The organism is Curtobacterium sp. VKM Ac-2861 (assembly GCF_013204965.1).
Classification (GTDB): domain Bacteria; phylum Actinomycetota; class Actinomycetes; order Actinomycetales; family Microbacteriaceae; genus Curtobacterium.
In genome coordinates this window covers 142,062-159,323 of record NZ_JABMLA010000008.1, presented here as the reverse complement: position 1 = coordinate 159,323, position 17,262 = coordinate 142,062, and the positions used below count along the sequence as shown (strand labels likewise).

Annotated in this window: 18 protein-coding genes and 1 pseudogene; 10 read left to right on the top strand and 9 right to left on the bottom strand. The window is 71.3% G+C overall.

Going from position 1 to position 17,262, the window contains the following annotated elements; all coding sequences use genetic code 11:
* A pseudogene (gene glpX / locus HQQ88_RS20290) lies at positions 1 to 101 on the bottom strand (fructose-bisphosphatase class II); the annotation flags it as partial.
* Between the two features lie 219 nt (positions 102 to 320).
* On the opposite strand from glpX, the gene fbaA reads away from it, so the two are divergent.
* Positions 321 to 1,349, top strand: a complete 1,029-nt coding sequence (fbaA, locus tag HQQ88_RS18230) for a class II fructose-bisphosphate aldolase (protein ID WP_133936920.1) — start codon at positions 321 to 323, stop codon at positions 1,347 to 1,349.
* A gap of 93 nt (positions 1,350 to 1,442) precedes the next feature.
* Positions 1,443 to 2,702, top strand: a complete 1,260-nt coding sequence (locus HQQ88_RS18225) for a M18 family aminopeptidase (protein WP_173170770.1) — start codon at positions 1,443 to 1,445, stop codon at positions 2,700 to 2,702.
* Positions 2,703 to 2,912: 210 nt separating this feature from the next.
* Here HQQ88_RS18225 and HQQ88_RS18220 read toward each other — a convergent pair whose 3' ends face one another.
* Both HQQ88_RS18220 and HQQ88_RS18215 read right to left on the bottom strand, forming a co-directional pair.
* Complete coding sequence (locus tag HQQ88_RS18220) at positions 2,913 to 3,677, bottom strand: DUF6264 family protein (RefSeq protein WP_173170768.1); 765 nt, start codon at positions 3,675 to 3,677, stop codon at positions 2,913 to 2,915.
* Entirely contained in the window at positions 3,674 to 4,732 is a 1,059-nt protein-coding gene (locus HQQ88_RS18215) for a 4-hydroxy-3-methylbut-2-enyl diphosphate reductase (protein WP_131845537.1), read from the bottom strand. Before HQQ88_RS18215 ends, HQQ88_RS18220 begins: the two co-directional genes overlap by 4 nt.
* Before the next feature lie 131 nt (positions 4,733 to 4,863).
* On the opposite strand from HQQ88_RS18215, the gene xseA reads away from it, so the two are divergent.
* Positions 4,864 to 6,111: an exodeoxyribonuclease VII large subunit gene (gene xseA, locus HQQ88_RS18210; RefSeq protein WP_131845296.1), complete on the top strand. Its 1,248-nt coding sequence runs from the start codon at positions 4,864 to 4,866 to the stop codon at positions 6,109 to 6,111.
* A 25-nt stretch (positions 6,112 to 6,136) separates the two neighbouring features.
* Here xseA and HQQ88_RS18205 read toward each other — a convergent pair whose 3' ends face one another.
* Entirely contained in the window at positions 6,137 to 6,892 is a 756-nt protein-coding gene (locus HQQ88_RS18205) for an alpha/beta hydrolase (protein ID WP_173170766.1), read from the bottom strand.
* 81 nt (positions 6,893 to 6,973) lie between these two features.
* On the opposite strand from HQQ88_RS18205, the gene HQQ88_RS18200 reads away from it, so the two are divergent.
* The 4 genes from HQQ88_RS18200 to HQQ88_RS18185 all read left to right on the top strand — a co-directional run bounded on the left by HQQ88_RS18200 (position 6,974) and on the right by HQQ88_RS18185 (position 10,107).
* Positions 6,974 to 7,219, top strand: a complete 246-nt coding sequence (locus HQQ88_RS18200) for an exodeoxyribonuclease VII small subunit (protein WP_111084805.1) — start codon at positions 6,974 to 6,976, stop codon at positions 7,217 to 7,219.
* Complete coding sequence (locus tag HQQ88_RS18195) at positions 7,216 to 7,851, top strand: DUF4245 domain-containing protein (protein WP_123673045.1); 636 nt, start codon at positions 7,216 to 7,218, stop codon at positions 7,849 to 7,851. The genes HQQ88_RS18200 and HQQ88_RS18195 overlap by 4 nt, the downstream gene beginning before the upstream one ends.
* 76 nt (positions 7,852 to 7,927) lie before the next feature.
* Positions 7,928 to 8,542, top strand: a complete 615-nt coding sequence (locus HQQ88_RS18190; protein ID WP_111084807.1) for a carbonic anhydrase — start codon at positions 7,928 to 7,930, stop codon at positions 8,540 to 8,542.
* Between the two features lie 161 nt (positions 8,543 to 8,703).
* Positions 8,704 to 10,107 carry an aspartate ammonia-lyase gene (locus tag HQQ88_RS18185; protein WP_173170764.1) on the top strand — a complete coding sequence of 468 codons (1,404 nt, stop codon included), beginning with the start codon at positions 8,704 to 8,706 and terminating at the stop codon, positions 10,105 to 10,107.
* A 107-nt stretch (positions 10,108 to 10,214) separates the two neighbouring features.
* Here the strand turns inward: HQQ88_RS18185 and HQQ88_RS18180 are convergent, their stop codons facing one another.
* The 3 genes from HQQ88_RS18180 to HQQ88_RS18170 form a co-directional block, all read right to left on the bottom strand.
* Positions 10,215 to 11,576, bottom strand: a complete 1,362-nt coding sequence (locus HQQ88_RS18180) for a PhoH family protein (protein ID WP_173170762.1) — start codon at positions 11,574 to 11,576, stop codon at positions 10,215 to 10,217.
* 483 nt (positions 11,577 to 12,059) lie between these two features.
* On the bottom strand, positions 12,060 to 13,169 hold the full coding sequence (locus HQQ88_RS18175) for an aminotransferase class V-fold PLP-dependent enzyme (RefSeq protein WP_111084809.1): 1,110 nt from the start codon (positions 13,167 to 13,169) through the stop codon (positions 12,060 to 12,062).
* Positions 13,170 to 13,264: 95 nt separating this feature from the next.
* Entirely contained in the window at positions 13,265 to 14,050 is a 786-nt protein-coding gene (locus tag HQQ88_RS18170) for an isoprenyl transferase (RefSeq protein WP_173170760.1), read from the bottom strand.
* Between the two features lie 95 nt (positions 14,051 to 14,145).
* On the opposite strand from HQQ88_RS18170, the gene HQQ88_RS18165 reads away from it, so the two are divergent.
* Positions 14,146 to 14,853, top strand: coding sequence for a hemolysin III family protein (locus HQQ88_RS18165; RefSeq protein ID WP_173170757.1), 708 nt, complete (start codon positions 14,146 to 14,148; stop codon positions 14,851 to 14,853).
* 111 nt (positions 14,854 to 14,964) lie between these two features.
* On the opposite strand, the gene HQQ88_RS18160 is transcribed toward HQQ88_RS18165, so the two are convergent.
* Together HQQ88_RS18160 and mca are read right to left on the bottom strand one after the other, a co-directional pair.
* Positions 14,965 to 15,270, bottom strand: a complete 306-nt coding sequence (locus HQQ88_RS18160; protein ID WP_173170755.1) for a hypothetical protein — start codon at positions 15,268 to 15,270, stop codon at positions 14,965 to 14,967.
* Entirely contained in the window at positions 15,267 to 16,157 is an 891-nt protein-coding gene (mca, locus tag HQQ88_RS18155) for a mycothiol conjugate amidase Mca (protein WP_123294744.1), read from the bottom strand. The genes HQQ88_RS18160 and mca overlap by 4 nt, the downstream gene beginning before the upstream one ends.
* A gap of 23 nt (positions 16,158 to 16,180) precedes the next feature.
* Between mca and HQQ88_RS18150 the strand changes: the two genes are divergently transcribed.
* Both HQQ88_RS18150 and greA read left to right on the top strand, forming a co-directional pair.
* The gene (locus HQQ88_RS18150; protein WP_165918729.1) at positions 16,181 to 16,681 is read left to right on the top strand and encodes a DUF4307 domain-containing protein; all 501 of its coding nucleotides are present in this window, start codon (positions 16,181 to 16,183) and stop codon (positions 16,679 to 16,681) included.
* A 71-nt stretch (positions 16,682 to 16,752) separates the two neighbouring features.
* The gene (gene greA / locus HQQ88_RS18145; protein ID WP_111084815.1) at positions 16,753 to 17,241 is read left to right on the top strand and encodes a transcription elongation factor GreA; all 489 of its coding nucleotides are present in this window, start codon (positions 16,753 to 16,755) and stop codon (positions 17,239 to 17,241) included.
* Positions 17,242 to 17,262: the final 21 nt, after the last annotated feature.

The window sequence follows — 17,262 nt, the reverse complement described above, 5'->3', positions numbered from 1 at the left end:
TGCGCACGGATCGCGGCGGCCTCCGTCGCACGCACGAGCTCGAGGGCCAGGTTGCGGTCGGGCTGGAGGAACAGGGAGCCGGTTTCCGTAGAGGGAGTCACGACCCGAGCCTACCGACCGGCGGCCGACCGGCGGTCCGGACACCGGGCCCGTGCACGCATGTGCACGACGGACGTGGGTCGACCGCGTAACCCGCACCGTCCCTCTCCCAACCGGCACGGCCGGTCCGCCGCTGACGCGTCGCACCGGAACCGGCGGTCGGGGCCCAGCCCTTCTGACTACGATCGGCGGGGACATCACCGAAGTCGAAGGAGATCCACGTGCCCATCGCAACGCCGGAACAGTACGCCGAGATGATCGAACGCGCGAAGGCGGGCAAGTTCGCGTACCCCGCGGTCAACGTGTCCTCGTCGCAGACCATCAACGCGGTCCTCCAGGGCCTGCAGGAGTCCGGCTCGGACGGCATCCTCCAGGTCACGACGGGCGGTGCCGACTACTTCGCCGGCCAGACGATCAAGAACCGTGCCGCCGGTGCCCTCGCGATGGCGAAGTTCGCCCACGAGGTCGCGAAGAACTACGACATCACGGTCGCGCTGCACACCGACCACTGCCCGAAGGACGCCCTCGACGGCTTCGTCCTGCCGCTCATCGCGGCGAGCGAGGAAGAAGTCCGCGCCGGCCGCAACCCGATCTTCCAGTCGCACATGTGGGACGGCTCGGCCGTGCCGCTCGACGAGAACATCGAGATCGCGAAGACCATGCTGTCGAAGACGCGGAACATCAACGCGATCCTCGAGGTCGAGATCGGCGTCGTCGGCGGCGAAGAGGATGGCGTCGAGCACGAGGGCACGAACGACGCCCTCTACACGACCCCGAACGACGTCGAGAAGGTCGTCGATGCACTCGGTCTGGGCGACAAGGGCCGCTGGATCGCCGCGCTGACCTTCGGCAACGTGCACGGCGTCTACAAGCCGGGCAACGTCAAGCTCCGCCCCGAGCTCCTCGGCGAGATCCAGGCCTCGGTCGCGGCCAAGCACGGCACGGGCGAGAACCCGCTCGACCTCGTCTTCCACGGCGGCTCCGGCTCGACCGACGACGAGATCCACGAGGCCGTCCGCAACGGCGTCATCAAGATGAACATCGACACGGACACGCAGTACGCGTTCACGCGCTCGATCGCGGACTCGATGTTCCGGAACTACGAGGGTGTCCTGAAGATCGACGGCGAGGTCGGCAACAAGAAGCAGTACGACCCCCGCGCCTGGGGCAAGGTCGCCGAGTCCGCCATGGCGGCTCGCGTGGGCGAGGCCGCGAAGGTGCTCGGCTCCGCCGGTCACACCAAGGGCTGACACCGGGAGCAACTGCCAGGAGGAACGGGGCGCGTCCGACGGACGTGCCCCGTTCTGCGTCCGGTCGACTCCACCGCATGCCACGATGGGCGGGTGACCGTCGACGCCATCGCCTCCGAGTTCGCCCAGTTCGTCACCGAGTCGCCGACCGCGTTCCACGCGGCAGCGGCCGCCCGTGACCGCCTCGTCGCAGCCGGGTTCACCGAGCTGTCCGAGCTCGACGCCTGGCCGACCGAACCCGGCGCGTACGTCGTGGTCCGCGACGGTGCGGTCATCGCGTGGCGCCTGCCGGAGGGTGCAACGGCGACGACCCCGTTCCGGATCCTCGGCGCCCACACCGACTCCCCCGGGTTCCGGATCAAGCCGAACCCCGGAGTCCGCACCGGCGGGTGGGAGCAGCTGAACGTCGAGGTCTACGGCGGCGCGCTCCTGTCGACGTGGTTCGACCGCGACCTGCGCATCGCCGGCCGGGTCGTCGACGCCGACGGCAGCGTGCGGCTCGTCAGCACCGACGCCGTCGCCCGCATCCCGAACCTCGCGATCCACCTCGACCGCGGGGTGAACGACGGCAAGGAGATCGACCGCCAACGCCACACGCTGCCGATCGTCGGCGTGGACGGCGACGCCGGAGGGACCTCGGTCGTGGAGTGGCTGCGCGCTCGCCTCGGAGACGATGCAGTGTCGTGGGACCTCTTCCTCGCCGACACCCAGGCCCCCGCCCGCATCGGCATCGAGCGCGAGTTCCTGGCGTCGGGCCGGATGGACAACCTGACGAGCGTGCACGCCGGGCTCCGCGGCATCGTGGACGCCCCGGTCGACGGCGACCACATCCCCGTGTTCGCGGCGTTCGACCACGAGGAGATCGGTTCCTCGACCCCGTCCGGTGCCGGTGGCCCGTTCCTCGAGGACGTCCTCGGCCGCGTGCAGGAGGGTCTCGGTGCCAGCCGCTCCGAGGCCGCCCGGGCGTTCCGCGCCTCGTGGCTGCTGTCGAGCGACGCCGGGCACCTGGTGCACCCGAACCAGCCGGAGAAGCACGACCCGACGAACCGTCCGCGCCCCGGCGCCGGTCCGCTGCTGAAGATCAGCGCGAACCAGCGCTACATGACCGAGGCCAAGGGCGAGGCCGTCTGGGCCGCCGCGTGCGACACCGCCGGGGTGCCGTGGCAGCCGTTCGTCAACGTCAACACGATCCCCGGTGGCTCGACCATCGGCCCGATCGCGGCGACCCGGCTCGGGATCCCGACGATCGACATCGGCGTCGGGCTGCTGTCGATGCACTCGATCCGCGAGCTCGTGCACGTCGAGGACCTGGCGTCACTGCACGGCGCCGTCGCGGCGTTCCTGGCAGGCTGAGCCCCGCCCGGCTGAGCCCCGCCCGGCGTCCGCGGGCCGGGGTGGTCGCGACTCCCCGCGCGCGCAGGACCGAGTGGTCACGAACTGTCGGGGGCCCCGGCGCCGGACGACACTTCGTGACCGCTCGACGGCGGGCATGCGGCGTGTTGCGACCACTCGACGCGCGGATGCCAGCGCCGCGAGCAGCCTGGCGGTCAGGCGGTCCGAGGGTCAGGCGCCGGCCTGGCGCATCATGAACTCGACGAACTGCGGGTCCTGGAACACCACGACGACGAACGCGATGGTGCTCACGAACGTGGCCACGACCGCACCGACGATCGGCACCCAGAACGTGCGCTTGCGTGCCCGGAGCCGGCGGATCGACCACCACGCCACGAGCGCGAAGACCACGACGTTCGTGATCGCCCCGATGATCGCGGCACCGCTCAGTGCACTCGGGTCGTTCAGCGCCGTGTACTGCGTCTCGAGGGTCCGACGCACCGTCGACGCGACGTTGGTCACCGCGAGGGACTGCACCACGGAGATGAGTCCGAAGGCGAGCAGCCCGACCGTCAGGACGAAGTCGGCGGGCGTGCGTCCGAACCGGCTCGTCGACGCGGACCGCTGCGACCCGCCCGTGGTCGGGTCGCCGGATGCGCCGGGTCGGCCTGGAGGCACGGTGCCGGTCGGCGCACCGGCACCGGACCGGTACGCGGTCGCGCCGTCCTGCCCGGCCTGGCTCGCCGCCTGCTGGCGGCGGTCGCGCTCCTGCTGCTCGCGCTCCTGACGTTCCTGTTCGACCAGGACCGGGTTGACCCATCCCTCGGGCGCGTACTCGCCGTACGCGGGAGCGGGTCGGCCGTGGACCCGGCCGCTGACGGCACCGGCGGCCGTCGTCGGGGACGTGCCCTGGGCCTCCTGGCCGGCTGCCGCCGTGTCGTCGACGTGACCCGGCTCGCGCTGCGGCACCGAGCCCCAGCCGTCCGCGCCGCTCATGCCCGACGCCCGCCGAGCGCGCGCGTCGGGTTGCCCGACGCGTCGGTGCGGAGCTCCTTGGGGAGCGAGAACATCAGGTCTTCGTGTGCGGTCACGACTTCTTCCACGGCGCCGTACCCGGCGTCGGCGAGTTGTTCGAGGACCTCGGCGACGAGCTCTTCGGGGACGGACGCACCGCTCGTGACGCCGACGGTGGCGACGCCGTCGAGCCACTCCTGGCGGATCTCCTCCGCGTAGTCGACGCGGTGCGCGGCCTTCGCCCCGTGCTCCAGGGCGACCTCCACCAGACGCACGCTGTTCGACGAGTTCGCGGAGCCGACGACGATCACCAGGTCGGTGCCCGGGGCGACCTTCTTGATCGCGACCTGGCGGTTCTGGGTGGCGTAGCAGATGTCGTCGGACGGCGGATCCTGGATGGTCGGGTACTTCTCGCGCAGCAGGCGGACGGTCTCCATCGTCTCGTCGACGCTCAGCGTGGTCTGCGACAACCAGACGAGGTTGTCGGGGTCGGGGACGTCGAGCGCGGCGACGTCGTCCGGGCCGTTGACCAGGATCGTGCGCTCGGGGGCGTGGCCCATCGTGCCCTCGACCTCTTCGTGGCCGGTGTGTCCGATCAGGATGATGGTCCGCTCGGCCTTGGCGAACCGGGTGGCCTCGCGGTGGACCTTGGTGACCAGGGGGCAGGTGGCGTCGATGGCGTGCAGGTCGCGGTCGGCGGCACCGGCCACGACGGCGGGTGAGACGCCGTGGGCGCTGAAGACGACGTGCGAACCGCGCGGGACCTCGGCGACGTCGTCGACGAACACCGCACCCCGCTGCTCGAGGGTCGACACGACGTGGACGTTGTGGACGATCTGCTTGCGGACGTAGACGGGCTCGCCGTACTGCTCGAGCGCCTTCTCGACCGCCACCACCGCTCGGTCCACCCCGGCGCAGTAGCCGCGGGGTGCCGCGAGCAGCACCTTCTTCGGACCGGCGACCGGCTCGTCACGCAGTCGCCCACGCGCCGCGTGCACACGCGGTGGGGCGAGCGGGACCGTGTGGCCGTTGGTGATCGTCACGTCCCCGATGATAGGTGAGCGGGACGCACGCGACCTGGGCGCGGGGGCCGGCTGTGGAGAACCCGCCGCTCGCCCGCTGTCACCGGTGTCGGGCACGATGGACGTCCAGCACGAGAAGGAGCGACATGGCGATCGAACAGGGCCCGCCGACGGCCGACAACCCGTGGCCGGTCGCGCTCCTCGGCGCGAAGCTCCGCGACTGGATCGACCGGCTCGGCACCGCGTGGATCGAGGGCGAGATCACGCAGTGGAACGTCGCCGGCGGCAACGTCTACGGCAAGCTCAAGGACGTCGAGGTCGATGCGACGGTGTCGTTCTCGATCTGGTCGAGCGTGCGGTCCCGGGTGCCGGCGGACATCAAGCAGGGCGACCGGGTCGTCGCAGCGGTCAAGCCGAACTACTGGGTCAAGGGCGGCTCGCTGACCATGCAGGTCGTCGAGATGAAGCACGTCGGTCTCGGTGACCTGCTCGAACGGCTCGAACGCCTGCGCCGGACCCTGGGCGAAGAGGGGCTGTTCGATCCCGCACGCAAGAAGCGTCTGCCGTTCCTGCCGCACCGCATCGGCCTGATCACCGGCAAGGACTCCGACGCAGAGAAGGACGTCAAGCGCAACGCGCAGCTCCGGTGGCCGCAGGTCGAGTTCCGCACCGTCCACACCGCGGTGCAGGGCGAGCGGACCGTGGGCGAGGTCACGGCGGCGATCCTCGAGCTCGATGCCGACCCGACGGTGGACGTCATCATCATCGCCCGTGGTGGCGGCGACTTCCAGAACCTGCTCGGCTTCAGCGACGAAGGACTCGTCCGCGCAGCAGCAGCGGCGAGCACACCGATCGTGTCGGCCATCGGGCACGAGGCCGACCGTCCTATCCTCGACGAGGTCGCGGACCTCCGTGCCTCCACCCCCACCGACGCCGCCAAGCGCGTCGTGCCCGACGTCGCGGAGGAGCTCGCGAACGTCCGGCAGGCCCGCGCCCGCATCGGCCTGCGGTTGTCGCAGACCCTCGCGGTCGAGGCCGACCGGATCGCAGCGCTCCGGTCACGCCCGGCGCTCGCGTCGACGGCGTGGCTCGTCGACACCCGTGCGGAGGAAGTGGCCCGCGACCTCTCCCGGTCGCGGGAGCTGCTCGACCGTCGGCTCGAGCGGGGCCACTCCGAGGTCGGGCACCTGACCGCCAGGCTCCGTGCGCTGTCGCCGCGCGACACCCTGCGCCGCGGCTACGCGATCGTGCAGCGGGCCGACGGCGGCGTGGTGCGGTCGTCCGACGACCTGACCGGGCAGACGCCGGTGCACGTCACGCTCGGCGCGGGGACGGCGACCGGAACGCTCGAGCCGGACGGGCCGGGTCCGGACGGGTCGGGTCCGGCTGCCTGACGCGTCGGGGTCGCCGACGGCCTGGTCACCAGCCGCGGTCGCGCAGCCAGGTCGTCGCCAGCGTGCTCCACGCCTCGGCCGGCCCGAGGCCGTCGGCGAGCCCGATGCCGTGCACCCCGCGCTCGAACACGTGCAGGTCGAACGGCACCCCGTGCCGCGCCAGCGCGTGTGCGTAGGACAGCGAGTGCGTCACCGGCACGTGCTCGTCCTCGGCCGTGTGCCACAGGAAGGTCGGCGGGGTCCGGTCGTCGACGAGCAGGTCGGCGTCCACCGCGGACCGCTCGCGGACGCTCGCGCCCGGTCCGAGCAGGTTGTCGGCGCTGCCGACGTGCGGGTGGTCCGTCATCGACGTCACCGGGTAGCAGAGCACCGTCAGGTCGGGCCGGTCGTCGACGTCCGACACGGCGCGCTCGGCCGGCGTTGGTGCGTTCGACACGAGGGCCGCCAGGTGCCCGCCTGCCGACGAACCGATCACGACGATCCGCGGATCGGACGGGAGGCCCGCCCAGCGTCCGGCACGCAGGTCACGGACGAGCGCTCGGGTCGCCACCACGGCGTCCGGGTGGCGGTGCGGGGCGAGCGGGTACGCGAACACGACCGCGTCGATGCCGATCCCGTTCAGCCAGCGGGCGCACCCCTCACCCTCGTGCGGAGCGTGCATGCCGTACCCGCCGCCGGGCAGGACGACCGCGAGCGAGGGGCGGCCCGGCAGCCCGTCGCGCCCAGCGCTCGGTCCGTCCGGTGCCGGGTACCAGTCCACGCCCTCGGGGAGATCTGTCATGGCGCGACCCTACCGGCCGGTGTTCTCCCCAGGCGCAGCGGGCACGTCGGTCAGTCGGTGGACCCTCGGTAGGATCGAGTCGTGCCATCCCAGCAGGAACCCGAGCAGACCGACGTCCAGTCGCTGAGCTACGAAGCAGCCCGCGACGAACTCGTGCGCGTCGTGAGCGAGCTCGAACAGGGCTCCGCGACCCTCGAGCGCTCGCTGTCGCTCTGGGAGCGCGGCGAGGCCCTGGCCGCCCGCTGCGAAGAGTGGCTCGTCGGCGCTCGTGCCCGGCTCGACGCGGCCCGCGCGGCCAGCAGCGCCGAGGACGGCTCCGCCCGATGACCGACGCGAACGGTCGCCCGATCGTCGCCGAGCTCGGCCGACCCGAGACGGCAGAGGAGACCTGGGCACGCAAGGACGCTGCACGGACCGCTCGCCGCCAGCACCAGACGGCCTTCAACCTCGTGATCGCGCTCATCGCGTCGCTCGGCATCGTGCTGTTCCTCGTCGCCGTGGTCGTGCGGCCGAACACCACGGTCGACCGCACCGTCGACTACCAGCAGATCGCGGCCGATGCCCACGTCGGCGACATCACCCTCGCCGCCCCCGACCTGCCGAGCGGCTTCACGTCGAACCGGGCCGACTTCTCCGACAAGACCTCGGACGACGTCGACGTCTGGACCGTCGGGTTCGTGACGCCGGACAAGCAGTACCTCAGCCTGCAGCAGGGCGTCGACGCGAACGGCTCGTGGGTCTCGAACCAGCTCGACCAGCGACCGTCGACCGGCACCCGCGTCATCGACGGCACGAAGTGGACCGTGTACGACCGACGGGCCGAGGGCTCCGACGCCGGCAACCACGCGTACTCGCTCGTGTCCACGTTCGGCGCCAACACGATCGTGCTCTCCGGCACCGCCGACGACTCGTCGTACCGCACCGTGGCCACGGCCGTGACGAAGCAGTTCTCCCAGTAGCGACCGCCGGACGAATCCTGCCGGACACCCCGCAGCCCGACCACTCGACCTGATCCGACCCGATCCGAGGAGCCCCATGCCCGACCGCGCCGCCTCCACCCCGTCCGACGCCCTGCGCCTGCTCGTCGACGGCAACGCTCGCTTCGCCGCCGACAAGCGCCGCATGGGCCGCACGGACCCCGACCGCCGCACCGAGCTCCAGGGGTCGCAGGCGCCGTTCGCGACCGTCCTCGGCTGCTCCGACTCGCGTGTGCCGTTCGAGCACGTGTTCGACGCGGGCATCGGTGACCTCTTCGCCATCCGCAACGCCGGGCAGATCGTCGACGACGTCGTGCTCGGGTCGATCGAGTTCGCGGTCGTCGCGCTCGGCACCCCGCTCGTCGTCGTCCTGCGCCACACCCGGTGCGGTGCGGTCGCCGCGGCCCGCTCGGGTGAGCCGGTCCCCGCGCCGCACCTGCAGGCCCTGGTCGACGCCATCGCCCCGAGCGTCGAGAAGGTCCGTGCCACCGACGCCGAGCTCCCGCAGGAAGCGATCGGCGCCGCCCACCTCGAGGCCACGCTCCGCCAGGTGCTCGAGCGCTCCGGTGCCGTCTCCGACGCGATCGCCGAGGGCCGGCTGGCCGTCGTCGGCGCGACCTACGACCTCGGCACGGGCGAGGTCACGATCGACACGGTGGTCGGCAACGCCTGACGGCCTCTCGACGCCGCACCCGCACGTCCCACATCCGTCGCACCGGTACAGTCGAACGAGACGCCCGGCGCCGGTTCCGTGACCCACGGGGACCTCGTGCGCCGGCGCAGTCCCCCGACGCGACCGCGTCCGGCGAGCACCCCAGGAAGGACCACGACGACGTGACCGACACCACCGAGACCGAGTTCCGCATCGAGCACGACACCATGGGCGAGGTGCGGGTGCCGAAGTCGGCGTTGTACCGCGCCCAGACCCAGCGCGCGGTCGAGAACTTCCCCATCTCGGGCACCGGGCTCGAGTCGGCCCAGATCGTGGCGCTCGCCCGCATCAAGCGCGCCGCGGCCATCGTGAACGGCGAGCTCGGCATCGTCGAGCCCGCCGTCGCCGACGCCATCGCGGGCGCGGCGGACCTGATCATCGGTGGGCAGCACCACGACCAGTTCCCCGTCGACGTGTACCAGACCGGCAGCGGCACCTCGTCGAACATGAACATGAACGAGGTCCTGGCCACGCTGGCGTCGGACATCGGCGGCACCGCGGTGCACCCGAACGACCACGTCAACGCCTCGCAGTCCTCCAACGACGTGTTCCCGACCTCGGTGCACGTCGCCGTGACCGAAGCCCTGCTGCGCTCGCTCGTCCCGGCGCTCGAGCACCTCGCCCAGTCGCTCGAGGCCAAGGCGACGCTGTGGGCCGACGCCGTGAAGTCCGGCCGCACGCACCTGATGGACGCCACCCCGGTCACCCTCGGCCAGGAGTTCGGTGGCTACGCACGCCAGATCCGCCTGGGCATCGAGCGGGTCACCGCGACGCTCCCCCGCGTCGCCGAGGTCCCGCTCGGCGGCACTGCCGTCGGCACCGGCATCAACACCCCGAAGGGCTTCCCGCAGCGGGTGATCGCCCAGCTCGCGAGCGACACCGACCTGCCGATCACCGAGGCCGTCGACCACTTCGAGGCCCAGGGCGCGCGCGACGCCCTGGTCGAGGCCTCCGGGGCGCTCAAGGTGCTCGCGGTCAGCCTGACGAAGATCAACAACGACCTGCGCTGGATGGGGTCGGGCCCGAACACCGGGCTCGGCGAACTGCACATCCCCGACCTGCAGCCGGGCTCGTCGATCATGCCCGGCAAGGTCAACCCGGTCATCCCCGAGGCCACCCTGATGGTGGGCGCGCGGGTCATCGGCAACGACGCCACCATCGCCTGGGCGGGTGCGTCCGGTGCGTTCGAGCTCAACGTCGCGATCCCCGTGATGGGGACGGCGCTGCTCGAGTCGATCCGCCTGCTGGCGAACAGCTCGCGAGTGCTGGCCGACAAGACCATCGACGGGCTGCAGGCGAACCTCGAGCGCGCCCGGGCGTTCGCCGAGTCGTCGCCGTCGATCGTCACCCCGCTCAACCGGGTCATCGGCTACGAGGCCGCGGCGAAGGTCGCGAAGTACGCCGTCGCCGAGGGCATCACCGTCCGCCAGGCCGTCGTGGCACTCGGCCACGTCGAGCGTGGCGAGGTCACCGAGGAGCAGCTCGACGCGGCACTGGACGTCCTGTCCATGACCCACCCGAACTGAGCTCCTGCCGCGCGACCCCTCCGCGCTGACCCCTCCGCCAAAGCGACAGATCTCCGCGAACTGTTCGCGGAGATCTGTCGCTTTCGTGTGTGGGGAACAGCCGGGCGCTACACCAGGTCGGGCGAGTCCAGCAGGTCCGTCACGAGGGCGGCGATCGCGGAGCGCTCCGACCGGGTCAGCGTGACGTGGGCGAACAGCGGGTGGCCCTTGAGCCGCTCGATGACGCTCGCGATGCCGTCGTGCCGTCCGACCCGCAGGTTGTCGCGCTGCGCGACGTCGTGGGTGAGCACCACGCGGGAGTTCTGCCCGATGCGGGAGAGCATCGTGAGCAGCACGTTCCGTTCGAGTGACTGTGCCTCGTCGACGATCACGAACGCGTCGTGCAGGGACCGACCGCGGATGTGCGTGAGCGGCAGGACCTCGATCAGGCCGCGCTCGATCACCTCGTCGAGGACGTTGTCGGACACCACCGACCCGAGGGTGTCGTAGACCGCCTGCGCCCACGGGTTCATCTTCTCGCCGGCGTCACCGGGCAGGAACCCGAGGTCCTGTCCACCCACGGCGTACAGCGGCCGGAACACCATGATCTTCTTGTGCTGCTGCCGTTCGAGGACCGCTTCGAGCCCGGCGCACAGGGCCAACGCGGACTTGCCCGTGCCGGCGCTGCCGCCCAGGGACACGATGCCGATCTCGGAGTCGAGCAGGGCGTCGATCGCGAGTCGCTGCTCGGCGGACCGGCCGCGCAGCCCGAAGACCTCGCGGTCGCCACGGACCAGGGCGACGGAACCGGCGGTGTGCACGCGACCGAGAGCCGAACCGCGCTCGGAGTGGATGACGACACCGGTGTTGACCGGCACGCCGTCGAGCTGGACGGAGCGGATCTCCTCCTTCTCGTACAGGTCGGCCATCTGCTCGCCCGAGACCTGCAGGTCGGCGATGCCGGTGTAGCCGGAGTCGACCGCGAGCTCGGCGCGGTACTCCTCGGCCGCCATGCCGATCGACGATGCCTTGACGCGCAGGGGCAGGTCCTTCGACACGACGACCACGTCGAGCCCGTCGTTCTGCAGGTTCGAGGCGACGGCGAGGATGCGGGAGTCGTTGTCGCCGAGCTGCAGCCCGGACGGCAGGACGGACTGGTTGGAGTGGTTCAGCTCGACGCGGAAGGAACCGCCGTCACCGAGCGCGATCGGGAAGTCGAGCCGTTCGTGTTCGATGCGCATCTCGTCCAGCAGCCGCAGGGCTTGCCGCGCGAAGTACCCGATCTCCGGGTCGTTGCGCTTCGACTCGAGTTCGCTGACGACCACGACGGGCAGGACCACCGCGTGCTCGGCGAAGCGGAACAAGGCCCGCGGATCGCTGAGGAGCACCGATGTGTCGAGCACGTACGTGCGCTGGGCGACCGACGTGGACGAGTCCGCGGTGTGCTGGTGCTGGGTTCCGCGAGAGACGTTCTGAGAGGTCACGACCACTCCATCCCCGGGCCGCGAGCAGCCCGGTCCATGTCCTCGAACGCGGCCGTGGAGCGGGTCCCGAAGCACCGACTGTGGCCGCTTCGATCGGGCGCGGTGCCCGATGGGGACAACGTACGTCCGCCCTCCGACACCCCGCCAGCGACACGCGGTTTCCGGCGTTACGGTCACGTGAACAACGTGACTCCGGCAGTTGACCGGTCACGAGCTGTGGGCTGCGGCTGTGCCGCCCGACAGACGGTGACCAGTCGGCGGACGTGCGCGGTGCGTCGTGACCGCTCGCGGGTGACGGACAGGAGGCCCGTGGCGGCCGGGCACCGCGCCTCCAGGCCGCCCGTTGGTCGCGACTCGTCGCGCGGACGGCGTCGAGTGGTCACCAACTGTCGGCTGCGACCGCGCGAGCCGACAGTTCGCGACCACTCGACAGAGGGGAGGCCCGTGGGGGCACCGCCACGGGCCTCCCGTCCGCCTGTTGGGCGCGCGCTACTGCAGCGTGGCGTACGAGACGCAGGCGTCCCGGAACATGTCGAGTGTCTCGTCCGTCGTCGAGGCGAACACCGACACCCGCGCGACGCCGAGCCGCGTCGTCGCGGTCACACCGTGGTTGTGCAGCGCCGCGGACAGCGCGGTCAGGCGCCCCTCGGCCGGCCGCAGCACGACGATGCCGGCGCGCTCGCGCGGGTCGCGGCTGGACTCGACCTCGAGCCCGAACTCGTCCGCGATCGCGAACACGCGCTCGACGCGCTCGGTGACGCGCTCCTGCACGGCGGCGACACCGACGGCAGTCAGCCGGTCCAGCGACACCGCGAGGCGGGCCTGCGCGATGGGGTCGATGCGGGTCATCTGGTACCCGGCGGCACCCGGGCGCACGGCGGGGACGTCCACGGGCCAGCCGGTGGTGCCGTGCGGGCCGGACAGCGCCGGACGCAGGCGGTTCAGGGCGCGGTCGCTGAAGGCGGTGAAGCCCGTGCCCCAGCCGGCGTGCAGCCACTTCTGGCCGCCGGTCGCGACGACGTCCGCGATCTCGTAGGGGGCGTCGACGACTCCGAAGCCCTGGATCGCGTCGAGGATCAGCAGGCGGTCGCCGATGACCTCGCGGATGCCGGCGAGGTCGGCCAGGTAGCCGGTGCGCCAGTCGACCAGCGACACCGCCACGGCCGTCACGTCGTCGGTCAGGCGCTCCTGGATGAGCGAGGGGGTCATCCACCCGGCACCGGACTCGATGACGACCGGCTGGACCCGGCCGCCGGTCGCCGAGGCGGCGCTCGCCAGCGCGAGCGGCAGCGAGGGGTACTCGTCGGCCGACACCAGCACGCCGCCGGTCAGGCCGAAGGCCGTGTGCAGCAGGCCGGGCGTCGTCGCGGTCTGCGAGACGACCTGGTCCTCGCGGCGACCGACCAAGCGGGCGGCGACCGTGCGGACTCGGGCGTCCTGCTCGTCGAGGGTCTCCATGGCGCCGAAGCGCATGTGCTCCTGGATCGTGCCGAGCACGCGCTGCTCCTCGAGCACGGCGGTCTGCACGGGGCCGAACGCAGCGTGGTCGAGGTAGCCGGGGTCCTCGGAGAAGCCGGCGGCGTACTCGTCGATGTTCACAGGTGCAACCTTCCGCGGGACGAAAACCCTGTGAGTCTACTGGGATCGCTGAACGTCAGCGAACCCAGGCCGATCCGCGCAGTAGCGAGGAAGCGTCAGCCGCCGAAGCGCCGCGACCGGAGACCGAAGTCGCGGACGGCGCGCAGGAAGTCGACCTCGCGCAGGTCGGGGTAGAGCGCCTCGACGAAGTAGAACTCGCTGTGCGCGCTCTGCCACAGCATGAAGTCGGACAGCCGCTGTTCGCCCGAGGTCCGGATCACCAGGTCGGGGTCGGGCTGTCCCTGCGTGTACAGGTGGTCGCCGATGAGCTCCGGCGTCAGGACCTCGGCCAGGGTGTCGATCGTGCCGCCACCCGCGCCGTGCGACTCCACGATGCTGCGCATGGCGTCGGCGATCTCGCGGCGTCCGCCGTACCCGACAGCCAGGTTGATGTGGAGTCCGGTCCGGCCGGCGGTGCGCTCCTCGGCCTGCGCGAGCGCGGACACGAGCGAGTCGGGCAGGCCTTCGTTCGACCCGACGTGCTGGACGCGCCAGTCCGTGGTGTCGGCGAGCACCCCGGCCAGGTCGCCGATGATGCCGACGAGCTCGCTGAGTTCCGCGCCGGCACGACCGGTCAGGTTGTCGGCGGAGAGCAGGTAGAGCGTCACGACCTCGATGCCGAGCTCGTCGCACCAGGTCAGGAACTCCGGGATCTTCGCGGCGCCGGCGCGGTGGCCGTGCGCGGCGGACTCGAGCCCGAGCTGCTTCGCCCACCGACGGTTGCCGTCGACGATCATGGCGACGTGCTTCGGCTTCGCGCTGCCCTCGATCTGGCGGCGGATGCGGCTCTGGTAGGCGCGGTAGAGGATCCCTCGTCCTGCCCATCCCACCCTGCCGGTCACGCACCGAGCGTAGTGCACCGTCGGTCGGAGCGTCCCGAGTGCGGCTCCCCCAGAACTCGTGGCATCCGTTCGGGCACGGGGCTTACAGTCGGCACATGCAGGACGAGCACGAGACCGCCACCCTCCCCCACGTCCCGTTCACCGAAGAGGCCGCGACGACCACGGAGGACACCCGCCCCGCCTGGCGCGGGTGGATCCACCTCGGTGCGTTCCCGTTCGCCATCGCGATGGGCACCGTCCTCATCGCCCTGGCCGACAGCACCGCGGCGAAGGTCGGCAGCGCGGTGTTCATGGCCACGTCACTGGCCATGTTCGGGGTCTCCGCGACGTACCACCGGTTCCCGTGGGGGCCGACCGTCAAGGCGGTGCTCAAGCGCATCGACCACACGAACATCCTGCTGCTCATCGCCGGCACCTACACGCCGATCGCGATCTGCGCCCTGCCGCACACCCTGATGGTGGTCGTGCTCTGGGTGATGTGGTCCGGCGCCGCCCTCGGCATCGCCTTCCGGGTGCTGTGGATCAACGCGCCCCGGTGGCTGTACGTGCCGATCTACCTGGTGCTCGGCTGCGCGGCGCTCGGGCTGCTGCCGCAGTTCTTCGCGGCGAGCGTCCCGATGACCGTGCTCATCCTGTCCGGCGGCGTCGCGTACATCATCGGCGCGCTGGTCTACGGCTTCAAGCGGCCGAACCCGGTGCCCACCCAGTTCGGCTTCCACGAGGTGTTCCACGCCCTGACGGTCGTGGCCTTCGGCGCGCAGTGGGTCGGCGTGCTCATCGTCGCCCTGGACCCGGTGCGCTGACGGTCGCACGTTCCTTCCCAGAACGCGTGCGATGCCTGGTCGTTCCGGGCGTACTCACCCGGAACTTTCGACCAGGTACGCCCGATCCTTCCAGGTACACGCAGCTGCGCATCAACCGCGCTCGGTGTCGTCCCCGACGTCGGCTCGGCCGTCCTCGGCCGCACGCCGCTCCGACTCGTCCGTCGCCGGACCGTCGACCGCGGAGCCGTTCGCTTCCGCCTCGAGACGCTCGCGGATCTCCGACCGGTAGCGCGTCCGCCGGATGCGCCGGGTCATGTCCACGACCAGGACGATCGTCGCGATCGCCACGAGCGCGATGGCGATGAACCCGACGACACCGGGGGTGACGTTCACGTCCGGCACGACGCTGGGGCTGGGACTGGGGGTGGCGGCGAGTGCCGCCGCGATGGAGCTCACGGGGTCGGTTCCTTGTCGGCAGGGATCCCGGCGAACAGATCGGTCTCCGGGAGCTCGGTGGGCACGCGGGCCTCCACGAGCTGGTAGTCCTCGGTCGGCCACACCGTGGCCAGGAGGTCGTTCGGCCAGTAGAAGAACGCACTGTCCGGTGCCACCTGGCTGGCGTGGGCGCGGAGCGCGGCGTCGCGCTGGTCGAAGTACTCGTGCACGTCGACGTGCGTGGTGGCGAGGTCGGGTCGGTCGGCGAACCGCTCGACCCACTCGCGCAGCTGCTCGATCGCGGGGCTGTCCGGGTCGCGGTCCTGCAGCGCCTCGAAGATCGTCCGGAAGCGGCGCGGGTTCATCGTGCGCTCGTAGTAGAGCTTCGCGATCGACCACGGCTCGCCGGCCGCGGGGTACGCAGCGGGGTCGGCCGCGGCTGCCCAGGCGGCGACGGACACCTCGTGCGTGCGGATGTGGTCGGGGTGCGGGTAGCCGCCGTTCTCGTCGTAGGTGACGAGCACGTGCGGACGGAACCGGCGGATCACCCGGACGAGCGCCTCGGTGCTGTACTCGAGCGGCACGGTCGAGAACGTGCCTGGTCGGACGGTCTCGCCCTTCTCGGCGTCGGGCAACCCGGAGTCGTGGTAGCCGAGCCACAGGTGGTCGATGCCGAGGGCTGCCTGCGCGGCGGCCATCTCACCGCGGCGGTACCCGGCCATGTCGCGGTGCGCACGGCTCGTCGCGGGCTCGCCGAGCTGGTCGTTGAGGATGTCGCCGGCCTCGCCCCCGGTGCAGGAGACGACCAGCACCTCGTGCCCCTCGGCCACGTACTTCGCCGCGGTCGCCGCCCCCTTGCTCGACTCGTCGTCGGGGTGGGCGTGGACGGCCAGCAAGCGGTACGGCACGGGACTTCCTCACGGGGGTGAGCGTGGGCGAGCGGAGGACGAGCGGGGACGGGAAGTGCACAGCGACGCGTGAACTACCCTGGGATCAGGATAATCACCCCGGGAGCCCCGAACTGTCCGAACAGCACCACACCGCCACCCTCGACGACCGCTACGGCCGCACCCCGGCCCGCGCGCGCCGCAGCAAGGCCGTCGCGATCACCGCCGCCATCGCCGTGGTCGTGGTCTTCGCCGCCTGGGTGATCTGGGCGGGTCTCGACCAGTCCGACCGCGGCCTGACCGACGACGTCGTGGGGTACGAGGTCCTCTCCCAGCACAGCACGGTCGTGCACTCGCAGGTCTCCGTCGACCCGGGCGTCCGGGCGAAGTGCGCCGTCCAGGTCCTCGACAAGAGCTACTCGATCGTGGGCTGGAAGGAGATCACCCTCGCCCCGTCCGAGCAGCGCACCCGCAGTGTCAGCACCGAGGTGACGACCACGACCCGAGGCGTCACCGGCTTGATCCACGACTGCTGGATTCCCTAGACTGTCCTGATTCGCCTCTCGAGACCGACCACTCGGCCGGTCTCGTTTTTTCATGGTCGAAGGGACAGAAGATGAGCAACGACACGCAGGTCACCTGGCTGACCCAGGAGGCGCACGACCGTCTCCAGGCGGAGCTCGACGAGCTGAGCGGCGAGGGCCGTGCCGAGATCGCGCGCCGCATCGAGGCCGCTCGCGAAGAGGGCGACCTCAAGGAGAACGGCGGCTACCACGCCGCCAAGGACGAGCAGGGCAAGATCGAGGCGCGCATCCGCGTCCTCACGAACCTCCTCAAGCACGCGACCGTCAGCGAAGCCGTCTTCGACGGCACGGTCGAGCCCGGCACCGTCGTCACCGCGGTCATCGCAGGCGACGAGTCGACGTTCCTGGTCGGCAGCCGCGAGATCGTCGCCGAGGGCTCCGACCTGACGGTCTACAGCCCGGTCAGCCCCGTCGGCGCGGCGATCGTCGGCCTCAAGGCCGGCGACAAGGCCACCTACACGGCGCCGAACGGCAAGGAGATCGCGGTCGAGGTCGTCAAGATCGAACGCTACGAGCCGTAAGCAGCACCACAGACGGACAGG